1 pseudogene is annotated in these 928 nt (G+C 52.1%); it reads left to right on the top strand.

Annotation, left to right across the window (positions count from 1 at the left end):
* Positions 1–928 (top strand): annotated as a pseudogene (locus AB4Z29_RS32290) (hypothetical protein); the annotation flags it as partial.

Consider the following 928-nt stretch of genomic DNA (forward strand, 5'->3'; position numbering starts at 1 on the left):
CAACAGCAAGCAGCGTGTATGTGAGCGTAGTAAACGAAGGCAAGCTGGAGAGCACAAGAACCGTAAAAGCGTACGATGCCGAAATCACTGCAGCACCAGCAGCAGCGACAATCACCGTAGCGAACAGCCCAACAGGCACAGCAGATACGGTAAAAGTAACGGGTCTAGCCGAAGGCGACATCGTGAACGTATACGGCGTAGCAACAGGTGGCACGGTACTTGAAACAGCAACGGTAGCAGAGGGCGCGACGGAAGTAACAGTTTCCAAAACAGATCTGCTTACAGCAACAGGCGGAACAGCGTAYGTAACGGTAACGAAAGCGAACAAGCTGGAGAGTACACGTACGGCTGCGAAATATGTAACAGAGCCTGTATCGGYAGCACCAGCAGCAGCCACGATCACRGCWWCGAACAACAAAGTAGGCGTAAGYGATACAGTGGTTGTTACAGGCCTAGTAGAAGGCGATGTAGTGAATGTCTACAAAGCAGCAACAGGCGGAGCAGCAATCGGAACGGCAACAGTAGCTGAAGGAGCAACATCAGCAACGGTAACGATTGAGCAGCTAGGCGCAACAGCAAGCAGCGTTTACGTGAGCGTAGTAAACGAAGGCAAGCTGGAGAGCACAAGAACAGTAAAAGCATACGATGCTGAAATCACTGCAGCCCCGGCAGCAGCGACAATTACTGTAGCTAACAGCCCAACAGGCACGGCAGATACGGTAAAAGTAACGGGTCTAGCCGAAGGCGACATCGTGAACGTATACGGCGTAGCAACAGGCGGCACGGTACTTGAAACAGCAACGGTAGCAGAGGGCGCGACGGAAGTAACAGTTTCCAAAACAGATCTGCTTACAGCAACAGGCGGAACAGCGTATGTAACGGTAACGAAAGCGAACAAGCTGGAGAGTACACGTACGGCTGCGAAATA

Source organism: Paenibacillus sp. 2TAB23, assembly GCF_052115165.1.
In the GTDB taxonomy this organism is placed as follows: domain Bacteria; phylum Bacillota; class Bacilli; order Paenibacillales; family Paenibacillaceae; genus Pristimantibacillus.